The organism is Halomonas sp. 113, from assembly GCF_904067645.1.
GTDB lineage: Bacteria > Pseudomonadota > Gammaproteobacteria > Pseudomonadales > Halomonadaceae > Vreelandella > Vreelandella titanicae.
The window spans coordinates 735,995-751,982 of the sequence record NZ_LR881453.1 but is presented as its reverse complement, the minus strand read 5'-3'; the positions used below and the strand labels follow the sequence as shown (position 1 = coordinate 751,982).

Here is a 15,988-nt window from a genome sequence, read left to right as displayed (position 1 = left end):
TCTTTGTGAGTGTGCCAATCTCATTGTCATATGAATTACTCACCGTTTGATAATGAGGGAAAGAGGCTATGACGCGTATTCTTCACCGCGGTATCGGCGGGAAACTGCCTCATGCTGCGTCGGCACAAGGCGTCTATATCACGGACACCACGGGGCGCCGCTATCTGGATGGCTCGGGAGGCGCTGCGGTCACCAGCGTAGGACACGCCCACCCGGAAGTGCTGGCCGCCATGCGCTCACAGATCGATAGCCTCTGTTACGCCCACACCTCATTTTTCACTACCGATGCCGCCGAAGCACTTGCCGAAAAGCTCGTGGATTTAGCCCCCGCAGGGCTGGATTACGTCTACTTGGTGTCGGGTGGGTCAGAAGCCGTCGAAGCGGCGCTGAAAATGGCCCGGCAGTACTTTGTAGAGATTAATCAGCCCCAGCGACGGCATATCATTGCCAGACGCCAGAGCTACCACGGCAATACCATCGGCGCGTTGGCAACCGGTGGCAATGCCATGCGGCGCCAGCAGTTTCAGCCCATTTTGCCAGAAACACACCATGTATCGCCCTGCTATGCGTATCGCGACAAGGGCACCGACGAGACGCCCGAGGCCTACGCTGCACGGCTTGCCGAGGAGCTTGAGGCAAAGATTCTGGAACTTGGCCCTGAAGAAGTCATGGCCTTCGTTGCCGAACCCGTCGTCGGTGCCACCTTAGGGGCGGTCGCCTCTGAGGCGGATTACTTCAAACGCGTGCGTGCCATTTGCGATAAATACGGCGTACTGCTGATCCTCGATGAAGTAATGTGCGGCATGGGAAGAACCGGCACAGTCTTCGCCTGCGAACAAGATGGGGTAGTCCCGGATATCGTCACGATCGCCAAAGGTTTGGGCGGCGGCTACCAGCCTATCGGCGCGGTGATGCTATCGGCCAACATCTACGCCAGTTTCGCCAATGGGTCTGGGCTGTTTCAGCATGGTCATACCTATCTTGGCCACCCTGTGGCCGCCGCGGCCGCTAACAAAGTGGTTGAGATCATTGCACGGCCAGAGACGCTGGCGAACGTCAATGCCATGGGCACGAGGTTACAGAGCGGCCTTGAAGCGGCGCTCGGCGCATCCCCCCATGTGGGCGATATTCGCGGCAGGGGCTTGTTTCGCGGTATCGAGATTGTCGCGGACAGGGAAAACAAAACACCTTTCGATCCGGCTAGAAAGATTTACGCCAAGATCAAGCGACAGGCCATGGCGCGTGGCCTGATCAGCTACCCGATGGGCGGCACTATTGATGGCATTAACGGTGATCATATCTTGCTGGCTCCGCCCTATATCATTGCGCCTGACGAAGTAGACCTGATCATTGAGCGTATTGCCGAGGCCATAACCGCCGCCATCGCAGAGTGATGACACAATCAATAACATCTGAAAGGAGACCCACCCATGCCCTCTTCTCCCTGCCCGCCTATTTCCGATGCCGACTGGCCTGAGGAGATCCCTGATTTACGCGAGGGCTTTGCTGGCGCACTCAACGTTTATCGCACCATGGCCCATCACCCGGCCTTGCTTAGAGCGTGGGCGCCCTTGCGCCAACACGTTGTTAAGGAGAATGCGTTAGGCCCGGAACTGACCGAAGTGGTGATTTTACGCGCGGGTTTACGTATGGGCTCAGCCTACGAGTGGGCCCATCATGTTAGTCGTGCACTTGCCCTGGGATTCTCCGAACACCGGATCACGGCTATTCGCGGTACTCCCGAAGGTGTTGACGGTCTTATCGTCAACGCCGTGGATGCGTTATTCGATGAGCGCATGCTGGCCAAGGAGCAGGAAGCAGAACTTGCCGAGGCGATCGGACGCAAAGCAGTGATCGACCTGATCGCCATGGTGGGTTTCTATTCGGTACTGGGCTATCTACTCAAAACCTACGACACACCGATTGACGACACTATTCAACAAGAAGCGCAAAAGCAGCCGGAGCTGTTTTCGCTAATGCCACGTTCAACCAGGGCTGCTAATTAGCCACCCAATTTTCAATAAGCGAATTACGCTAATTGCTTAACCAACACCTTCGATTTACGGGCGTGATTGTAGGTTTCGCGTTTCAGCGGCGGGAGGTCTTCCAGGCTGGCGGCGCGGAAGCCGTGTTCCACAAACCAGTGGGCGGTGTGGGTGGTCAGCACGAACACTTCAGTTAAGCCGCGCTGGCGGGCGCGGCGCTCCATGGCTTCCACCAGGCGCTCTCCCCGCTCGCCACCGCGGTAGCTGTCGTGCACCGCCACGCAGGCGAGTTCGGCAATGGTGGTATCCGTAAATACATGCAGCGCAGCGCAGCCGATCACCATACCGTCACGCTCGATCACCATGTAGTCATCGATTTCGTGCTCCAGGCGTTCACGGGAGCGCGCTACCAGCATGCCCCGGCGCTCTAGCGGTTCCAGAAGTTCCAGCAGACCCGCTACATCGTTGAGCGTTGCTGGACGCAGCTGTTCGTAGCGGTGCTGGGTAATCATGGTGCCCACGCCGTCCCGGGTGAACAGCTCACCCAACAGGGCGTCATGGTTGCGCCAGGAGAGCAAGTGCGTGCGCGCCACGCCTTCCCGTGCGGCGGTGCAGGCGGCCTGTAAGTGGCGGGCTAGCTCGCTGCCTGGCACTGCGGCGCTTAAACGCGGCTCGGCCTCCGCTGGCGAAAGCTGGCGCAGCAGCGCGCCCTGCTCATCTTCCAAGCCTTCGGATTCCCCCAGCAAGATCAGCTTATCGGCTTTCAGCGCCACGGCGGCGTGTTGAGCGACTTCAGAGGCGTCTAAATCAAAAACTTCACCGGTACTGGAGAACCCTAGCGGCGGCAGCAGCACCAGCGAGCCTTTTTCCAGCAGGCCTTCAATGGCGCTGGCACGCACCCGACGCACTTCGCCGCTGTGGTCGAAATCCACCCCTTCGCGCACGCCTAATGGCTTGGCGGTCACTAGGTTGCCGGAGATCACGCTCAGTTCCACACCGTGCAGCGGCGTGCTGGGCAGGCCAAGGGAGAGCCGTGCTTCAAGCCATAGCCGCTGGTGGGCAGCTACCTGCTCAACGTGAGCCATCACCGCGCGATCCGCGACCCAGCGGCCATCGATGCGCGTGGGCTCTACGCCAGCGGCAGTCAACGCTTCATGCACCTGGGGGCGAATGCCGAACACGACAACCAAACGCACGCCCAGGGTATGCAGCAGCGCCAAATCCTGAATCAGTTGCTCCCCTCGGCCAGACGCCATGGCTTCGCCTTCAATTAAGATGACAAAGGTTCGCCCCCGGTGGGCATTGATGTAGGGGGAAGCGTTACGAAACCAATCAACAAAAGGGAAGCGCGTATCCAAGGGCCGCTCTCCGGCAGCAGGTGAAAGAAACAATCTCAAAAACAATTTCAAAAACAATCTCCAGTTACTTTACCAGAGCACGAAAAACAGCGGCACCTTCAAATGCAAATCTGCTCGATCTAATGCAGATAAACATGAAGATGCCGCTGTGATCTTATCGCTCAGATGCTTCTAAAGCCTTTCGAGCCTTGGCGTACTACGTTTACAAGTGCTGTTTATTATTCGTTAGCCGAACATACCCTTGAACATAAAGAAGAACAGAATCGCCAGGCCAGCGCCTGCTGGTAGCGTGATCAGCCATGACATGGCAATCGTGCCGATGACCCGCAGGTTCAATGCCGCCATGCCGCGTGCCAGCCCCACCCCAAGAATCGCGCCGACCAGGGTGTGGGTGGTGGAAATCGGCAGGCCAGTGCCCGAGGCCAGCACCACCGTCGTGGCTGCCGCCAGGGTAGCGGCAAAGCCACGGCTGGGGGTCAGTTCCGTAATCCCGGTACCCACGGTAGCGATGACCTTATGGCCGTAGGTGACCAAGCCCACTACGATACCAGCTCCACCCAATACGAGTACCCACCAGGGCACCAGTGCGGAACCACCAATTTCACCGCCGGTTTGCACCACGCTGATGACTGCCGCCAGTGGGCCAACCGCATTCGCCACATCGTTGGAGCCGTGGGCAAAGGCCATGGCGCAGGCGGTGAAGATCATCAGCACGCCGAACACACGCTCAACATTGGCATAGCCGAAGTGGTCGTTGGTATTGTGCTCGAACTTGATACGCCGCTGCATGATCAGGCCAATACCCATGATCACCAGGCCCAGCAGGATCGACAACAACAGGCTCTGATTGAAGGTTAGATCCAACCCCACATGAGATAACCCTTTGGTCAGCGTGACCATCGAAACGATGAAGCCCACCAGAAACACATAACCGGGTACGTAGCGTTTGGCGGCCGTGAACGGGTTGGCGTCCTCGAAAATCAGGTGGTGTACCGATTTAAACAGCACGAAACCGATGGTACCTGCCAACAAGGGGGAGACCACCCAACTGGCGGCAATCTTGCCTACCGCACCCCAGTCCACCGTGGCAGGGCCTAGCCCTGCAACCGCAAAGCCTACGATCGCGCCGACAATCGAGTGCGTCGTGGAAACCGGCCAGCCTTTCATGGAGGCCACCAGCAGCCATGTCCCCGCCGCCAGCAGGGCTGCCAGCATGCCGTAGACCAGCAATTGTGGGTCGTCCTGTAGCAGTTCGGGGTCGATAATACCTTTACGGATCGTATTGGTAACTTCGCCACCGGCTAGCCAGGCACCCAGGAATTCAAAAATGACCGCAATCAGGATAGCCTGTTTGATGGTGATCGCTTTCGACCCCACCGAGGTTCCCATGGCATTGGCCACGTCGTTGGCGCCAACGCCCCAGGCCATGAAAAAGCCAAACAAACAGGCCAGGATGATAAAGATTTCACCGTGCTGGGCAATAATCAGCATGAAAGTCCCCTTAGCGGGCAGTCAGGATCTGCAGACGGCTACCCACGCGCTCGGCGCGGTCGGATAGTTCGCCAACCCATTCAATGATCTTGTAGAGAAAGATCACGTCCACTGGTGGTAGCTGGCTCTCAAGCTTGAACAGCTGGCGGCGAATGGTGATCTGTTGGTCGTCGGCTTGGTGTTCGAGAGTGTGCAGCTCACGGATCATCTTCTGCATCACATCCGAGACATTTTTGCCAAAGCCGGACTCGAGCAGATCCTTGAGCTCTTCTAGCGCTTGACGCGCTTGCGCCACGCAGGCAACGCTGGTTCGAATGTAGTCGCGCATCGGCGCGGCCAGCTCATCCGGCACGCGCATTTTACGCCCCAGCATAATGCCGGTAATGTCACGCACCTTGTTGGCGATCTTGTCCTGCACGCTGATCAGATCAAGCAGATCGGAGCGCGACACCGGAAGAAACATGGTGTTGGGCAGGTTCAACCGTAGTTCTGTTTTCAGCGTATCGGCGTCATGCTCTAGGCGGGTGACGTTTTCGCGCAGCTCAGCCGCTTTGTCCCAGTCATCAACCAGGGTTGCTTCAAAAAACGGCAACAGCTGATCGGCACACTCATTCGTCTTGACGATATGGGCCAATAACGGCTGGAATGGCGAGCGGCCAAACATCGAAGAAAAAGGATTGGAGGTAACCATAATGCCTTTTAGCCTGTTTTCGGGGAGCCTGGAAATGGCGGCGCCAGTATAAAGAGTGCGCCTGCCGCCGTCATGAAAAGTTCACAAATGTAATCAAATATTCATTTAAATGTCACGATAACGAGGTGGCTAGCGTCATGAAAAGCCCAAACCCCATGGAAGTGGAACTTAAACTGGCCCTTGCCCCGACAGGGCCTGCGGCGCTGACTCAACACCCGTATCTCGCTTCACACGCCGTGCGTAAACAAACGTTGACCAATACCTACTTTGATACCCCTCAGGGTGATCTGGCGAAAGCACATATTGCGCTGCGACTTCGCCAGGTAGACGGCCAGGTGCTGCAAACGGTGAAAACCGCTGGCCAAGGTGGTGGCGGGCTTTCCCAGCGCGAAGAGTGGGAGTGGCAAGTGGCTGGTCCGCAGTTGGATCTCGCTTCAATTGCCAAACTCCCCCCTTTTCAAGGCGAACTTAGCGGTGTGCTAGATGCCCTCGCTCCCCAACTCAGCACCGATTTCACACGGCGTAGCTGGCAGCTAAAAGAGGGCGGACAAGGTCAGGAGAGTCATGTCGAGCTGGTATTGGATGAAGGCGAAATTATTAGCGGTGACTACCGCACGCCGATTCGCGAAGCAGAGCTCGAATTAAAAGGCGGCGAGCCTGAAGCTCTGTGGGCGCTGGCATTGACCCTTGCTGAACAGGTACCCCTGCGACCCTCGGACAGTAGCAAGGCGGCCCGTGGCAATGCGCTTAGTAGCCAACACTGGCCGCTCCCCGAAGCGCACTCCCCGGCAGAGTGGCTGCACCGTGCCACGCTGGCGCTGGACGCCTACCACGACAGCCAACAAGCCAGCTTTTTAAACGATGCCCAGCAGGCGCTGGCCACTCTCGCCGAACATCCCGAACTGGATGCCACCGCACGCGCTTATGCCCAGGCGCTGCCTGGCGCGCTCGATGCGGACGGCCAGCCCAATGCAGCCTACGGTAAAGCGGCGTTAGCGCTCGCCCATCGCTTGGCGTACCAAACCGCGCTACGCTAGGTCCTAGCGCACTTTTCAGGACGGCATTGAGGTCCACTTCAGGATGATGCAATGAATTTAAACTTAACCCCCGGCGCGGAAGGCCTACGCACCCGCCTGTTTCATATCATATTTGAGTCTGACACGCCGGGAGCAAAAGCTTTTGATATCGCCTTGATTGTGGCGATTCTACTCAGCGTTGCGGTCATTATGCTGGGCAGTATCGAGACTTATGCCGAGCGGTACGGTGAGCTATTCTTCTATCTTGAGTGGGTCTTCACGCTATTGTTCAGCATTGAGCTGATCTTGCGCATTTACTGCCTGGAAAAGCCGACGCTCTATTTAAGAAGCTTTTACGGGATCGTCGACTTGATTGCCGTGTTGCCCCCATGGCTAGTGCTTTTGGTACCAGGCGCCCATGGATTGGTGATCGTTCGTCTGCTGCGAGTACTGCGCATTTTTCGTATTCTGCGCCTGATGGAGTTTGTCGGCGAGGCGCGTCTTTTAATGGATGCCCTTAAACGCAGCATGCGCCAGATATTGCTGTTTTTTAGCGCCATATTAATGGTGATTACCCTGTTCGCGGCGCTGATGTACACCATCGAATCCTCTGAGGCGGGCTTCACCAGTATTCCGATGTCGATGTACTGGGCCATTGTCAGCATGACCACCGTCGGCTATGGCGACATCGTCCCCGCTACTGCGCTGGGTAAATCGATTACGGTGGTACTCATGCTGCTCGGCTACTCGATCATTGCCGTGCCCACCGGGGTGTTTTCCGCTCAGGTGATTCGCTCGATCCGTGAAGAGCGTTACTCCGAAGAAGCCTGCCCCGGCTGCGGTCACGAACGCCATGAAAAACGCGCCCGCTACTGCCTACGCTGCGGCACCTGGCTGGATGAAGACAGCGAAGACCCGCGCAAGAAGGATGACGACAAAACAGATGACGCTCAAGAAAATCGCCACGAGAGTGACGAAGACAAGAACTAAGACAAGAACTAAGACAAAAACGCGCCCCAAGACAGCTAAGCTAAATCGTCAAACAAAATAGCCAAATCTGGGGCGCGCAGCGTTTATTTAATGCGGTATGGAGTGGTTATCTAACCGATCACTCCACTTCGTGCGGGGCTTCCCAGGCGTCTAACTCAGCCTCGCTCCAGGCACCGTAAGTAGCGTTGGGGAACACGATCCAATCGTTGCCAAAACGCTCGGCATTCTCTTCAACAAGCGCATGCTGCTGGTCAAGGTCGGCGCCCGCGAAGTCACCCGCGAAATCGTGAAGGGAATCCCCCAGCTGCATCACCAGAGTGTGGTTATCCACCACTTCCGCGCGACGTTCTGCCTTGGCAGGCCCCAGCAACATCACGCTCTGTTCAGAGACTTGGGGTAGCTCTAGCGCTTCCAAGGTGGCGATAGTGTCGGCCTCGTTCTCCTGGTAGCGATCAGAGACGTAAAAAATGGCCACGCCCTGCTCATCCGCGTAATCCAGGAACGCTTTGGCACCCGGCATCAAACGCGGCTCGCCTTCACGCTCCCAATGCTTCCATGTGTCCCAAGTGGTGTAGTCGTGGCATGCCTGCATGTCGCGAACCAACAGAGCGCTATTATCCAGCACCGTTTCATCCAGGTCGGTAATGATCGCCAAGTCGTCGCTACCACCATGCGCCTCAATCTGATCCTCAAGCCGGTAGGTGGCGAGGGCAAAACCCTGACGCTGCAGAGCAGCGGCTTCAGCAGACTGCTGTTGATAGCGCAGGCCCATTGCATAAGCTTCCTGGGCACATATTTCTGCGTCATCACTATTTGCATGGCTGGTCAGCGGTAAAGCGGTGAGGCTGGCTAGAGCAGCAAGGGTGCAGAGGCGAGAAGGGAATGGCTTCGTCATTGAATGATCTCCTGGGCTAGGCGATCTCAAAAAGACGAGGCGATTCCTCGCCTTAAAGGATCACAATTTATTATCGAAAAGAACCGTTAGGATCATATTTTATTTTCATTGAACATTCAAATAATGAAAAATAGACAAACTCCCTGCTCATTAAAGCTAAAAGCAGGGATTTGCTCTGAAAAGTGTTTTTAGACGACGAAAGGAGAAATATCGCCGCGCCCTTCACGGATGATTTTCGGCGGCAGTTCGCGCAGGTCGATGACGCTGGTGGGGTCTAAATGGCAGGCGCCGCCGTCGATAATGGCATCCAGGTGGGCGCCAAAACGCTCGCGGATCTCTTCCGGGTCGTTCATGGGCAGGTCATCGCCCACCGGAATCAACGTTACGCTCATCAACGGCTCGCCTAATGCGGCCAGTAACGCGTGGGTAATGCGGTGATCCGGTACGCGCACGCCAATGGAGCGCCGCTTGGGATGCAGTAGCAGGCGCGGCACTTCTGAAGTGGCATCCAGAATATAAGTATAAGGGCCTGGGGTATGGGCTTTCAGCAACCGAAATACATCGTTATCCACCTTGGCGTAGGTGCCAATTTCCGAGAGATCGGAGCACACCAGGGTGAAGTTGTGTTTATCGTCCAGTGAACGTAGCCATTTTATCTTCTCAATGGCTTTCTTCTCACCCAGATGGCAGCCAAGGGCATAGCCCGAATCAGTGGGGTAAGCAACCACACCGCCTTTACGAATGATCTCAATCGACTGATCGATGAGGCGTTTCTGAGGGTTTTCCGGGTGAATCTGAAAATATTGGCTCATTGGTAACTCCTGTCCGTAGGCCCTGCCTATACAGCATAGCCGACTTGGCTTTTAACTGACCGGGCTTTGCAATGACCCGGCTGTGATTTAACCGACCGCCAGCAGGCCGGGTGACGCATCGCGCAGGTGCAGCAGCCGGGGATGCTGCCATATGGGGGGCGCCGCAGTGCGCGGCACTAGGCTCATGCTGCCGGGGGCCGCATGACTGCCAGGGAAGTGAAAATCGCTGCCCATAGAAGCGTAAAGGTCGCGCTCCACTAGCTGACGCGCCAGGTCGCGGGTGCTATCCGGGTTCTGCTGGCCGCTGACCAGTTCAACCGCTTGGCCGCCCGCCGCTTGGAAGGTATCCATCAACAGGCCTCGCTTGCGCCGGGTTAAGCCGTGGCGCAGTGGATGGGCAATCACGGCCACACCGCCGGAATCGACAATCCAGCTCACGGCTTCGCTGATTTCCGGCCAGTGGGCTTTAACATCGCCCTTTTTGCCGCTGCCCAGATAGCGCTTGAAGGCGCTGGCCCAGTCGGGCACCACGCCTTCCGCTACCAGCGCGCGGGCAAAGTCCGGGCGGCCTAGCGGACGGTCGCTGCCGGCGTGCAGGCGCGCTTTTTCCAGCGCGTTGGATAAACCGACTTTTTCCAGCCTTTCGGCGATCACTGCTGCACGCTGTATCCGAGCTTCACGCTGCTGAATCAGGCCTTCTACCATTGGCCCCTGCAAGCCACCGGGCATCAGCGCCACCACATGGATATTGACGCCCTGCCAGCGTGTGGATAACTCACAGCCGGGGATAAGACACAGCCCTGCTTGCTCCGCCGCGCGGCCCGCTTCTTCAATGCCGTCCATGGTATCGTGATCGGTGAGCGACATGTGCGTCAGCCCGCGTTCGGCACACAGGGTTACCAGCTCGGTGGGCGTTAACGCGCCATCGGAAGCGGTTGAGTGCATGTGCAAATCAACTGGGTAGCGCTGATCGGCATCAAAGGTATAGGGAAGTCGAGGCATAAGCATGACGCCGTGTGGCCAGTTTGTCAGAATGCGCTTTTCAGCTGTGAATGAACCCTTCGCAATGGGTAAGATATGGTGCGCGCTTATGCCAGTGCGGTCAATTAACGGTCACTTTGCATCCTCGTCTTATCAAGGAGTTATACCCAAATGCTGTATGCCATTATGAGTGAAGATGTACCCAATAGCTTAGAGCGCCGCTTAGCGGCCCGGCCAGACCACTTGGCACGCCTGGAAGTGCTGCGCGATGAAGGCCGCCTGGTACTGGCTGGCCCTCACCCTGCCATCGACGCTGAAAATCCTGGTGATGCAGGCTTTTCCGGCAGCTTGGTGGTAGCGGAATTCGACAGCTTGGAAGGCGCCAAGGCATGGGCCGACGCTGACCCATACATTATTGCAGGGGTGTATGCCAAGGTAATTGTTAAGCCGTTCAAGAAAGTTATGCCTTGACGCCAATAGGCGAGTATGGAGGGTCCGTCGGCTTTTTCACAGAGCCTGTGGAAAACTCTGTGCAAACCCGGCGGACGCTTTGCGCTAAGCCAGAGATAACGCCAGCGCTAACAAATTGATCATTTTTTAACCACCTGTTCATCAATACGGATACCTGCGTGACCCAACGTTCAAACGCTTTGCCACCGCTTGCGGCATTAACGACGCCAACCCTTACCTGGAACGAGGGAGCCCCCCACGCAACAGCGTTTGATGACATCTATTTCACCCGTGGCGATGGGCGCGCAGAGACCGAGCATGTATTTCTGGGTGCCAACCACCTTCCCGAACGCTTTGCCGCCTGGGAAGCCGCGCGGCCCTTTGTGATTGGCGAAACCGGCTTTGGCACCGGGCTCAATATGCTCTGCGCCTGGGCCTGTTTTGAACAACATGCCCCTTCTTCTGCACGACTGCACCTGTTATCCACAGAGAAGTTTCCCCTTGAGCTAGCTGCCCTTGAACAAGCATTAGCTAGCTGGCCCTCGCTGGCGACTTATGCACAGGCGCTCTGTGCCCAGTGGCCCGCTGCGGTTAGCGGCATTCACCGCCTGCACTTAACCGATCGCGTCACCCTTGATCTGCATTTCGGCGATACCACTGAGCGCCTGGAGCAGTTGGATGGTCAGGTCGACGCCTGGTTTTTAGACGGCTTTGCGCCGTCTAAAAACCCCGATATGTGGCAGCCTGAACTGTTTAACGCCATGGCCGCCCGTTCACGCCCCGACGCGACTTTCGCCACTTTCACCTGCGCAGGCATCGTTAAGCGGGGCCTGAAAGCGGCGGGCTTTAACTGGAAGAAAGTGCCGGGCTATGGCCGCAAGCGGGAAATGCTAGCGGGCAGTATCGAAGCTCCACCAGCGGATCACCGCCGCCAGGCCACTCCCTGGTTTATCCCACCGCCTGCGGCACCGGCCAAGCACGTTGTGATAGTCGGCGCCGGGTTGGCGGGAAGCAGCGTAGCGGCAGCGCTGGCACGGCGGGGCATTAAGGTGACAGTGGTGGAGCGCGAAGCACCCGGTGCGGGCGGTTCGGGTAATCGCCAGGGCGCTCTATATGTAAAGCTTGCCGCCGAGACCAATCACCAAAGCCGGGTTTATCTTGCTGGGCTGTTGTACAGCCAGCGCTGGTTAACGCAGCAAAACTCCCCCCAAAGCTTATGGCAGCCCTGCGGCGTGGTGCAGTTGGCAAGCAGTGATAAAGAGGCACGCCGCCAGCAGCGTTTTATCGAGCAACACCCGCTGCCACCTGAAGTCGTCACGGGCATGGAGAACCCGGCGTTAACCGAAACGGCGGCAATCACCGTCAGTGCACCTCACGGGCTTTATTATCCACAGGCGGGGTGGGTAAGGCCTAAGGCGCTGTGTGAGTACTTGCTTAGCCAGCCAGGCATTAGCTTGCAGCAAGGCAACGTTCGCTCCCTTACCCAACTAGAAAACGGCTGGCAGCTCAACTTGGCCGATGGCAGTACGTTGGGGGCGGATCAGGTGGTGATTGCCAGCGCGCATTTGGCTAACCGCTTTACGCAAACGGCGGAATTACCGCTACAGTCGGTGCGCGGCCAGATTAGCGAGCTAACGCTACCCAATGAGGTGGCGGGCCCTAAACGCGTCGTCTGTGCTGGCGGCTATGTGGCGCCCGCTTTAGAGGGTGTGCTGACCTTCGGGGCTAGCTTTATACCCAACAATGTGACAACTGATGTGACGGACGACGACCATCAGCGCAATATCGATGAGCTGCGCCAGACGCTGCCCGCGCTGGTAGAGGCGTTGGAAAAGGCAGGCATTGAGCTGAGCCCTGAGAACCTTAAGGGCCGTGCCGCCGTGCGTGCAGCAAGCCCCGACAAAACCCCTTACGCTGGGCCGGTGCCGGTGGCAGAAGCATGGCGAACGGATTATTCGCTGCTGAGCAAAGATGCCACCCGCGTGGCGGAGATACCTGGCAGGCACCATCCAGGCCTGTGGATATCCACCGCCCACGGCTCAAGGGGGCTCGCCAGCGCGCCGCTTTGTGCCGAGGTAATCGCCTCACGAATCTGCCATGAACCAATGCCACTAGAAGCGCCGCTGGTCGACCACTTACACCCAGGGCGGCGGATTATTAGTGCAATTATTCGTGGGCAGACTTAATAGACAAGCTTGAGATTGCCGCGTCGCTGCGCTCCTCGCAACGACATTTTTGGGTGGGCGCCTGGCTACAACACTCTCTTGTCATCGCGAGCGAAGCGCGGCGATCTCGGGTTTGCCTGCCAATGCCAGCAAAGATTGCTTCGTCGTTTCACTCTCGCCATGACACATTGGCTGGGCGCCTGGCTACAACATTCTTTTGTCATCGCGAGCGAAGCGCGGCGATCTCGGGTTTACCTGCCAATGCCAGCAAAGATTGCTTCGTCGTTTCACTCTCGCCATGACACATTGGCTAGGCGCCTGGCTACAACATTCTTTTGTCATCGCGAGCGAAGCGCGGCGATCTCGGGTTTGCCTGCCAATGCCAGCAAAGATTGCTTCGTCGTTTCACTCTCGCCATGACACATTGACTGGGCGCCTGGCTACAACATTCTTTTGTCATCGCGAGCGAAGCGCGGCGATCTCGGGTTTACCTGCCAATACCAGCAAAGATTGCTTCGTCGTTTCACTCCCCGCAATGACACATTGGCTGGGCGCCTGGCTACAACATTCTTTTGTCATCGCGAGCGAAGCGCGGCGATCTCGGGTTTGCCTGCCAATGCCAGCAAAGATTGCTTCGTCGTTTCACTCCTCGCAATGACACATAGGCGTCATTGCGAACGAAGTGAAGCAATCTGGGGTGGGTGCCCCGACAGGCTGAGATTGCTTCGTCGCTGCGCTCCTCGCAACGACATATTGGGAGGCTCTTCGCAAGATGAGGCTAAATATCGCCCTCTTCTTCGTCGTCGGCGACATCGCGCCCAAACGAGCGCCACTGAGCCAGGGTCATCACTTCGGTCATCTCTAATTCAAGGTCGTGGGCGATAATCAGCTCATTGCGCTCAAGCTGCTTTTTCAGTTCGGCTACCCAGCCGTGCATGCCCTCGCCCGTGGTATCAGTGGTGTCGTAGCCCTGGCGGGTCACAAACGCCTCTAGCAGGGCATTGAGGGTGTCCGGCGGCAGCATTCGGGCGGGTACTTCAATAAAACGGCTCATTAACGCTGCTCCCACTCAGCCAAACGTTCGATAAAGGTGGCTTCGTCCACGACTTCCACGCCCATCTGTTCAGCTTTGGTAAGTTTACTGCCCGCCGCTTCGCCTGCGACCAGGCAGGTAGTCTTCTTCGATACACTACCCGCCACCTTAGCACCCAACGCCTGCAAGCGTGCTTTACCCTCATCCCGGGTCATACTCTCCAATGAGCCGGTGAGCACCCAGGTCTGGCCTTCCAGTGGCGTTGGGCCTTGGGTGACTTCCGCTTCTTGCCAGGTAATGCCCGCATCAATCAGCGCGGCAATGGTTTCCTGGTTGTGCGGTTGGCGGAAGAAAGTATGCACATGGGCGGCCACAATCGGGCCAACATCGTTGACCGCTTCCAGCGCTTCCAACTCAGCGGCTTGAATGGCCTCAAGGGTACCAAAGTGGTTGGCGAGATTGGCCGCCGTCGCCTCGCCTACTTCACGAATGCCTAAGGCGTAAATAAACCGCGCCAGCGTAGTCGATTTAGCGGTTTCAAGCGCGTTGACCAAGTTGGTGGCTGATTTCTCGCCCATACGCGGCAGGCTTTGAAGCTGTTCGACAGACAAGTGAAACAGCGCCGCCGGCGTTTCTACCCAGCCCAAATCAACTAACTGCACGATCAACTTTTCGCCCAAGCCGTCAATATCCAGCGCTTTGCGACTGGCGAAATGCTTGAGCGCTTCTTTACGCTGCGCCGCACAGTAAAGACCCCCCGAACAGCGAGCTACCGCTTCACCTTCAATACGCTCGATATCCGAACCGCACACCGGGCAATGTTCGGGAAAAATGATCTCCCTTGCATCCGCTGGTCGCAGCTCGGTATGCACGCTCACGACTTGAGGAATCACATCACCGGCCCGGCGAATCGACACCGTATCGCCGATCATGACATCCAAGCGTTTGATCTCATCGGCGTTGTGCAGCGTCGCGTTAGACACCGTTACCCCGGCCACGGTGACTGGTTCCAGGCGCGCCACGGGCGTAATCGCCCCGGTTCGGCCGACCTGGAACTCCACATCGTTAAGCGTGGTGACCTCTTCCTGAGCCGGATACTTGAACGCCACCGCCCAGCGCGGCGCGCGGGCAACAAAGCCAAGTTCACGCTGGTAGCGCAGGTCGTTCACCTTGATCACCACGCCGTCGATATCGAAACCTAAATCGTCTCGCCTTTCGCCTAACTGGTCACAGTAATCGGCAACGGCCTGCGGGCCTTTGACCACCTTCAATTCTGAACTGGCGCGAAAGCCTAACGTGGACAAACGCTGCATTAGTTCGCTGTGCGCAGTATCCCCTAAGTCTGGCTCCAAGCGCGCAGCCTGATAAGCATGAAACTCTAGCGGGCGCTTTGCCGTGATGCGTGGATCCAGCTGGCGCAGGCTGCCTGCCGCCGCGTTGCGGGGGTTGGCAAAGACCTTGCTGCCCTCTTCCCGGGCGCGCTCGTTCAGGGCTTCAAAACCCGCATGGCGCATAATGACCTCACCCCGTACTTCTAACAGCGCAGGCACGTTTTTACCCATCAGCTTGAGCGGTACCGAGCGCAGCGTGCGCAGATTAGAGGTAATGCCTTCGCCGGTGCGACCATCACCTCGAGTCGCACCGCTCACCAGCATGCCCTGCTCATAAACTAACGAGACGGCCGCGCCGTCCAACTTTGGCTCGCAGGTAAACTCAAGATCGTCTGCCGTACATTCGAGGCGTTCGGCCACCCGTTCAGCAAAGGTGAGGATATCGTCACGGCTAAAGGCGTTATCCAGCGACAGCATGGGGATAGCGTGGGCCACCGATGGAAAGCCATCCGCAGGGGCAGCGCCCACACGCTGAGTGGGTGAATCGGGAGTGACCAACTCCGGATGCTCAGCCTCCAACTGCTGTAAACGCTGAAATTTACGATCATAGTCGGCATCCGTCAGCGTCGGTTCATCCAGCACGTAGTAACGGTAGTTGGCCTCGTCCAGGGCGGTCCGCAGTTGGGTAATCTCTTCCAGAGATTGAGAATCAGACTGACTCATTGGGGTGGGTTCCAGTACTAGCTAAAATCGGCAGCGAAAACGCAAAAGCTAAATTTCAAAAGCTAAA

General features: G+C 57.3%; 14 protein-coding genes. 6 read left to right on the top strand and 8 right to left on the bottom strand.

The genetic code is table 11. The annotated features are described in order from the left end of the window. The first annotated feature begins 68 nt into the window (after positions 1-68). The gene (locus YERSI8AC_RS03685) at positions 69-1,394 is read left to right on the top strand and encodes an aspartate aminotransferase family protein (RefSeq protein ID WP_027957336.1); all 1,326 of its coding nucleotides are present in this window, start codon (positions 69-71) and stop codon (positions 1,392-1,394) included. 36 nt (positions 1,395-1,430) lie between these two features. Further along, a complete protein-coding gene (locus YERSI8AC_RS03680; RefSeq protein ID WP_027957337.1) occupies positions 1,431-2,006 on the top strand; it encodes a carboxymuconolactone decarboxylase family protein in 576 nt (191 codons plus the stop codon). A gap of 23 nt (positions 2,007-2,029) precedes the next feature. On the opposite strand, the gene argA is transcribed toward YERSI8AC_RS03680, so the two are convergent. From argA to YERSI8AC_RS03665, 3 genes are all read right to left on the bottom strand, one after another. Beyond that, a complete protein-coding gene (gene argA, locus YERSI8AC_RS03675) occupies positions 2,030-3,343 on the bottom strand; it encodes an amino-acid N-acetyltransferase (protein WP_159176108.1) in 1,314 nt (437 codons plus the stop codon). A gap of 225 nt (positions 3,344-3,568) precedes the next feature. Continuing rightward, the gene (locus YERSI8AC_RS03670; protein ID WP_022519938.1) at positions 3,569-4,834 is read right to left on the bottom strand and encodes an inorganic phosphate transporter; all 1,266 of its coding nucleotides are present in this window, start codon (positions 4,832-4,834) and stop codon (positions 3,569-3,571) included. A gap of 10 nt (positions 4,835-4,844) precedes the next feature. After that, on the bottom strand, positions 4,845-5,525 hold the full coding sequence (locus tag YERSI8AC_RS03665) for a TIGR00153 family protein (RefSeq protein WP_009286796.1): 681 nt from the start codon (positions 5,523-5,525) through the stop codon (positions 4,845-4,847). Positions 5,526-5,662: 137 nt separating this feature from the next. On the opposite strand from YERSI8AC_RS03665, the gene YERSI8AC_RS03660 reads away from it, so the two are divergent. Together YERSI8AC_RS03660 and YERSI8AC_RS03655 are read left to right on the top strand one after the other, a co-directional pair. Beyond that, positions 5,663-6,562 carry a CYTH domain-containing protein gene (locus YERSI8AC_RS03660; RefSeq protein ID WP_159176107.1) on the top strand — a complete coding sequence of 300 codons (900 nt, stop codon included), beginning with the start codon at positions 5,663-5,665 and terminating at the stop codon, positions 6,560-6,562. Between the two features lie 51 nt (positions 6,563-6,613). After that, a complete protein-coding gene (locus YERSI8AC_RS03655; RefSeq protein ID WP_159176106.1) occupies positions 6,614-7,531 on the top strand; it encodes an ion transporter in 918 nt (305 codons plus the stop codon). Positions 7,532-7,649: 118 nt separating this feature from the next. Here the strand turns inward: YERSI8AC_RS03655 and YERSI8AC_RS03650 are convergent, their stop codons facing one another. From YERSI8AC_RS03650 to YERSI8AC_RS03640, 3 genes are all read right to left on the bottom strand, one after another. Next, entirely contained in the window at positions 7,650-8,426 is a 777-nt protein-coding gene (locus YERSI8AC_RS03650; RefSeq protein ID WP_022519942.1) for a 5'-nucleotidase, lipoprotein e(P4) family, read from the bottom strand. Positions 8,427-8,614: 188 nt separating this feature from the next. Then, the gene (locus tag YERSI8AC_RS03645) at positions 8,615-9,238 is read right to left on the bottom strand and encodes an L-threonylcarbamoyladenylate synthase (RefSeq protein WP_138800955.1); all 624 of its coding nucleotides are present in this window, start codon (positions 9,236-9,238) and stop codon (positions 8,615-8,617) included. Between the two features lie 87 nt (positions 9,239-9,325). Continuing rightward, entirely contained in the window at positions 9,326-10,246 is a 921-nt protein-coding gene (locus tag YERSI8AC_RS03640; protein ID WP_159176105.1) for a PHP domain-containing protein, read from the bottom strand. A 144-nt stretch (positions 10,247-10,390) separates the two neighbouring features. Here YERSI8AC_RS03640 and YERSI8AC_RS03635 point away from each other — a divergent pair, with 144 nt between their 5' ends. Then, on the top strand, positions 10,391-10,690 hold the full coding sequence (locus tag YERSI8AC_RS03635) for a YciI family protein (protein WP_159176104.1): 300 nt from the start codon (positions 10,391-10,393) through the stop codon (positions 10,688-10,690). A 158-nt stretch (positions 10,691-10,848) separates the two neighbouring features. After that, on the top strand, positions 10,849-12,855 hold the full coding sequence (mnmC, locus tag YERSI8AC_RS03630; RefSeq protein ID WP_159176103.1) for a bifunctional tRNA (5-methylaminomethyl-2-thiouridine)(34)-methyltransferase MnmD/FAD-dependent 5-carboxymethylaminomethyl-2-thiouridine(34) oxidoreductase MnmC: 2,007 nt from the start codon (positions 10,849-10,851) through the stop codon (positions 12,853-12,855). 757 nt (positions 12,856-13,612) lie between these two features. Here the strand turns inward: mnmC and YERSI8AC_RS03625 are convergent. Further along, positions 13,613-13,888 (bottom strand): YheU family protein, encoded by a 276-nt coding sequence (locus YERSI8AC_RS03625; RefSeq protein WP_022519947.1) that lies wholly within the window; start codon positions 13,886-13,888, stop codon positions 13,613-13,615. Beyond that, positions 13,888-15,921: an NAD-dependent DNA ligase LigA gene (gene ligA / locus YERSI8AC_RS03620; RefSeq protein ID WP_159176102.1), complete on the bottom strand. Its 2,034-nt coding sequence runs from the start codon at positions 15,919-15,921 to the stop codon at positions 13,888-13,890. The genes YERSI8AC_RS03625 and ligA overlap by 1 nt, the downstream gene beginning before the upstream one ends. Positions 15,922-15,988 lie beyond the last annotated feature (67 nt).

Coding starts and splice junctions, on each gene's coding strand:
- YERSI8AC_RS03625 (WP_022519947.1), bottom strand. CDS start 13,888: ATGAGCCGTTTTATTGAAGTACCCGCCCGAATGCTGCCGCCGGACACC.
- YERSI8AC_RS03635 (WP_159176104.1), top strand. CDS start 10,391: ATGCTGTATGCCATTATGAGTGAAGATGTACCCAATAGCTTAGAGCGC.
- ligA (WP_159176102.1), bottom strand. CDS start 15,921: ATGAGTCAGTCTGATTCTCAATCTCTGGAAGAGATTACCCAACTGCGG.
- YERSI8AC_RS03640 (WP_159176105.1), bottom strand. CDS start 10,246: ATGCTTATGCCTCGACTTCCCTATACCTTTGATGCCGATCAGCGCTAC.
- YERSI8AC_RS03680 (WP_027957337.1), top strand. CDS start 1,431: ATGCCCTCTTCTCCCTGCCCGCCTATTTCCGATGCCGACTGGCCTGAG.
- YERSI8AC_RS03655 (WP_159176106.1), top strand. CDS start 6,614: ATGAATTTAAACTTAACCCCCGGCGCGGAAGGCCTACGCACCCGCCTG.
- YERSI8AC_RS03670 (WP_022519938.1), bottom strand. CDS start 4,834: ATGCTGATTATTGCCCAGCACGGTGAAATCTTTATCATCCTGGCCTGT.
- YERSI8AC_RS03685 (WP_027957336.1), top strand. CDS start 69: ATGACGCGTATTCTTCACCGCGGTATCGGCGGGAAACTGCCTCATGCT.
- YERSI8AC_RS03665 (WP_009286796.1), bottom strand. CDS start 5,525: ATGGTTACCTCCAATCCTTTTTCTTCGATGTTTGGCCGCTCGCCATTC.
- YERSI8AC_RS03645 (WP_138800955.1), bottom strand. CDS start 9,238: ATGAGCCAATATTTTCAGATTCACCCGGAAAACCCTCAGAAACGCCTC.
- YERSI8AC_RS03660 (WP_159176107.1), top strand. CDS start 5,663: ATGAAAAGCCCAAACCCCATGGAAGTGGAACTTAAACTGGCCCTTGCC.
- YERSI8AC_RS03650 (WP_022519942.1), bottom strand. CDS start 8,426: ATGACGAAGCCATTCCCTTCTCGCCTCTGCACCCTTGCTGCTCTAGCC.